Source organism: Paraconexibacter sp. (assembly GCF_041602235.1).
GTDB lineage: Bacteria > Actinomycetota > Thermoleophilia > Solirubrobacterales > Solirubrobacteraceae > Paraconexibacter.
On sequence record NZ_JBFIGP010000304.1, the window covers coordinates 1 to 4,390 of the forward strand.

4 protein-coding genes are annotated in these 4,390 nt (G+C 73.6%); 1 reads left to right on the top strand and 3 read right to left on the bottom strand.

What is annotated here, in order from left to right:
• Positions 1-22: 22 nt before the first annotated feature.
• Together ABYE80_RS17605 and ABYE80_RS17610 are read right to left on the bottom strand one after the other, a co-directional pair.
• Positions 23-505: a low molecular weight protein-tyrosine-phosphatase gene (locus ABYE80_RS17605; protein WP_372791612.1), complete on the bottom strand. Its 483-nt coding sequence runs from the start codon at positions 503-505 to the stop codon at positions 23-25.
• A 23-nt stretch (positions 506-528) separates the two neighbouring features.
• Positions 529-1,989, bottom strand: coding sequence for an amidase (locus tag ABYE80_RS17610; RefSeq protein ID WP_372791613.1), 1,461 nt, complete (start codon positions 1,987-1,989; stop codon positions 529-531).
• An 81-nt stretch (positions 1,990-2,070) separates the two neighbouring features.
• Between ABYE80_RS17610 and ABYE80_RS17615 the strand changes: the two genes are divergently transcribed.
• Entirely contained in the window at positions 2,071-2,526 is a 456-nt protein-coding gene (locus ABYE80_RS17615) for a hypothetical protein (RefSeq protein ID WP_372791614.1), read from the top strand.
• Between the two features lie 19 nt (positions 2,527-2,545).
• Here ABYE80_RS17615 and ABYE80_RS17620 read toward each other — a convergent pair whose 3' ends face one another.
• The gene (locus ABYE80_RS17620; RefSeq protein WP_372791615.1) at positions 2,546-4,321 is read right to left on the bottom strand and encodes an LVIVD repeat-containing protein; all 1,776 of its coding nucleotides are present in this window, start codon (positions 4,319-4,321) and stop codon (positions 2,546-2,548) included.
• Positions 4,322-4,390: the final 69 nt, after the last annotated feature.

Genomic DNA, 4,390 nt, shown 5'->3' on the forward strand with positions numbered 1-4,390 from the left:
GCGGACGCGGCCCGACGGCGATCTAGAGGTGGCCGTCGGTACGCAGACGCTCGAGGAGTCCCCGGCAGCCACGCTCCACGACGTCCAGCACGATGTCGAACCCGTCCGGGCCGCCGTAGTACGGGTCGGGGACGTCGGTGTCACCGGAGGCCACCGACTCCTCGTCGAGCTCCCGCAGCAGCAGGACCTGCGCGCGCGCCTCCGACGACGGCGCGAGTGCGAGCAGGTCGCGTCGGTTCGCACCGTCCATCGCGACGAGCAGGTCGTACTCGTCGAAGTCCTGGACACGCACCTTCTGGGCCTGCCCGCGCAGGTGGATGCCGCGACGTGCCGCCGCCGCGGTGCTGCGCGCGTCGGGCGGCTCGCCCGCGTGCCAGCCGCCCGTCCCGGCCGACGCGACCTCGACGCGACCGCCGAGCCCGTGCTCCTCGAGCAGCCGGACCATCACCGCCTCGGCGGTCGGCGAGCGGCAGATGTTGCCCATGCAGACCATCAGGATCCGCACCGGCCCAGCCGGCCCGGACGAGCTCACCGACCCGGCGGGACCCACCCGCCGAACGCGCGCTCGAGCTCCAGCGCGACCGCGACCGCGACGTGGTCCTGGTCGCGCGTGGCCGCCACCTGCACGCCCAGCGGCAGCCCTTCGGCGTTGAGCCCGAGGGGAACCTGGGCGACCGGGAGGCCCAGGAAGTTGAAGAGGGCAGCATGGTGGATGGACCACGGCTTGCCGACGGTACGGCCGTGGCGAGGCGCGACACGACCGAACGGCGGGTGCAGGAGCACGCCGTCACCCATCGTCTCCTGCACCTGCTCGGAGAGCCGCTCGCCGAGCGCGATCGACCGGCGGGTGGCCGCCGCGGGGACCAGGACCGAGGCGCGCTCGCTGGCGAGGAGCAGCACGCTGGCGATCGTGTGGGGCCCGCGGCCGCGGAAGGCGCCCGCCATGGCGCGGCGCACGGTCACGCCCTCGCCGAGCGAGTCGCCGAAGGTCACGCCGGCGCCCTGCTGCAGGGCGGTGATGTACGGGTCGAGCGCGCGGCGCAGCGGTTTCAGCGACACCTCGCGGACGTTGGCGCCAGCCGCCTGGAGCGCGGCGGCCGCCCGGTCCCGTGCCTCGCGCAGGTCCCGTCGCAGCGGCCAGGCACTCGTGTCCTGCGTGACCACGACGTCGAGCCCCTGGATCGCGACGTCGGCCGGATCGCCCAGCGGCACCGCCCGGGCGTGGGTGTCCTCTCCGTCCGGTCCGGCGATCAGCCGCAGCAGCGGCATCAGGTCCTCGGCCCGCCGCGCCAGCGGACCCATCGTCAGGAGCCGTGCGGCCTCGCCGTGCGTGACCGGGAACTGCCCGGTGTTGGGGACCACGCCCGGCGAGGGCTTCAGGCCGAACACCCCGTTGAAGAACGCGGGCAGCCGGATCGAGCCCCCGACATCCGACCCCAGGCCGAACGGCGACCCTCCGGTGCCGACGGCCGCGCCTTCACCGCCCGAGGATCCACCTGCCGTCCTGGTCGGGTCGTAGGCGTTGCGGGTCCGGCCGTAGACGTGGTTGTGCGATTCGATCCACATGCACAGCTCGGAGGTGTTGGTCACCCCGACCGGGATCGCCCCGGCGTCGAGCAACCGCTGCGCGGCCGGCGCGGATCGCTCGCTGCGATGCGTACGGCGGCTGACCAGGCCGGCGCAGTTCGGCATCCCCGCCAGCTCGATGGCCTCCTTGATGGTGCACGGCACGCCCAGCAGCGGGGGGAGCTCGTCGAGGGTGCCCGTCTCCCGCGCCGCGGCCACGCGCCCGTCGGCCGCATCCGCGTCGGCCAGGGCCGCGTCGTAGCGGTCCGCGGCGACCGCGTTGACGCGCGCGTGCGTGGCGCGGAGGACCGCGAGATGCGCCTCCACCACCTCGCGCGAGGTGGTCTCCCCCTCGCGGATCGCGCGAGCGAGATCGATGGCGGAGCGCTCGGTGAGCGTGACGGTGGTGGTGACGGGCGGCATGTGAGGCCCTCAGCGTAGACGGACCGCTACCGTGCCGGTGTGTTTCCGCGCAGGCTCCTTTCGGCTCGACCCTCCAGGCGCATGTCCGTGATGACGGTCGGCGTCGTGCTCTGCAGCGCCGCGATCCCCGCCGCGACGCTGGCCGGCCCGTCGCGCGCGTCCCAGCCGTCGTACCGCGTGAGCGCCTTCACGCTCACGCAGGTGAACCAGGAGCGGCGCCAGCTGCCCCCGGGCGGGCAGGCGGGTCTCTGCCAGGCCATCCCGTTCACCGAGCTCGCGCCGCACGTTCGCTGGAAGGGCGTCTCGCGCCTGCGCGCGGTCGTGGAGCTGAGCGCGCCCGGTCACCGGGACCGGCGTGTCCGCCGCACGCTGCGGTCCTCGCGTCGCTCGGGCGTGCAGCGCGTGACCTTCACCCCGGGCTCGCTGGACGACGCCGCGTTCCCGGAGGGCCGCTACGTCGTGCGGGTGCTGGTCGGGGGCAGGGTCCTCGCCCGAGGCGACGTGTCGCTCGTCGCGCCCACCCAGCGGTCCTGCTGACCGTCCCTCGGACGCCGGGTCACGTCCCGCGGCGGACGCAGGTCCGGTAGCTGCGGCGGTCGGTGACCAGGCGCCCGCTCCGCAGCCGGATGCGGACGACCACCTTGACGACCTGGCGGGAGCGGCCCCGAAGGTCCACGACGACGCGCACCGTGCGCCCCGAACGCGTGGACCTGACCCGCTTGCCGCCGACGATCGCGCTCACGCGCCTGATCCGCGCGCTCCGGGCCACGCGGACCCGGATGGCGAAGCGGCGCCGGCTGGCGCAGCGGGGCTGACCGGTGCCCTGGACCGCGGCGTCCCACACGTCCTTGTCGATGCGCACGTTGTAGAAGCCGCTCGCGCCGTCCGAGTACCAGACCTCTCTGCGCTCGGGAGCGAACGCGGGCTGGGACATCGCGAAGGAGCTCGCCTGGAAACCGTTCTCGACCCGAGCCTTCGTCGGGGCGACGAAGTACGCGATCTCCTTCGGCGAGGTCAGGCTGCTGATGTCGAACACGCGCAGACCGGAGGCGATGAACGAGCACGCCACGAGCTTGGGGTCCACACGGGTGGGCAGGTTGCAGTAGTGCGCGGCGTACCCCTGGACCGGGCTGAACGCTCCGGGATCGTCGGCCGCGGCCTTGTGGTCGGCCGCCTGGTTGACCTGCAGCCGCAGGTTCGAGATGACGCGGGGCGCCTTCTCGTCGGACACGTCGATGATCCGCGCGGCTCCGACCGCGTCCCTGTCGCCGCTCCCGGTGGTGCCGGCCGTGTACTCGTCGAACTCCAGGACGTAGGGGCGGCCCTTGACCGTGAAGGGGATGGCGTTCTGCGGGATCGACGCGTTCTCCCACGTGAGCCGTGCCACCTCACGGGCCTGCGGGTCGGGCTTGCGGGCCTGGATCTCGCTCGTGTCGAGGATCAGCATGTTGCCGTCCGGGTCGGCGATGTACGCGCGGTTGCCGTCGTCGCTGAGCGTCAGGCCGTGCGAGGTGACGTTGCCGTGCCAGACCGGGCGCGGCGCCCTGGGGTCGGTGACGTCGATCGCCGTGATCGCCGCGAAGGCGGTGCCGTTGGCGTAGAAGGTCTTCCCGTCCTCGGAGAATCCGCTCTCGTGACCGATCCGCGCCACCGGCGCGACGGACTGCAGGACCGGGTGGCGGCAGTCCTGGCTGGCGTCGTAGATCGCGACGAGCCCGGGGTACGTCGACGGGTTGCCGAGCACGGCGGCGATGAGGCCCCGCTTGGGGTTGAGCGCCAGGGACTCGTGCGGGGAGAGCATCGGCAGCGCGGTGAGCGTGTCGGTCTGGACCGGCTTGGCCGGGTCGCTCATGTCGAGCACCGCGACGCCGAGCGAGTCCTGCGAGGCCTTGAACGCGTTGAGCGGGAAGAGCAGCGCGGTGTCGTAGAAGGCGCACTCGCGCCCCGCCGTGTCGACGTAGCGCAGCACCTTGAACCCCCCGGAGGTCCCCTGACGTGCGACGAGCGCCGCGTTGCAGGCGAGCCCGTCCTTCGCCGCCCCTGCGGGCACGCGGCCCTGGATCCCCGGCTCGACCTTCGATCCGGCACGGCAGCGCGCGCGCTGCGCGGCGACCGGGGTGGGCTCGTCCCGCCGCACGACCGCCACCTTCTCGGGCGTCTGCCCACCGGCCTGCCCGAGCGCGAACAGGTCGTTCAACGGGCCCAGCGGACCCTGCCGCAGCGTCGTCTTCATCGACGCCGGGTGGGCCAGGGCACCGGGCGGCACGAGCGTGATCCCGGCGATCGTGGCCATGGCCGCGATCGCGATCCGAGCAGGGAGGCGGCGGTGCATGGCGCGAGACCGTACCGACCCGCGGCGTACCAGGCGCCGCCGGACAGCACCCCGACCGGGGACCTGCGA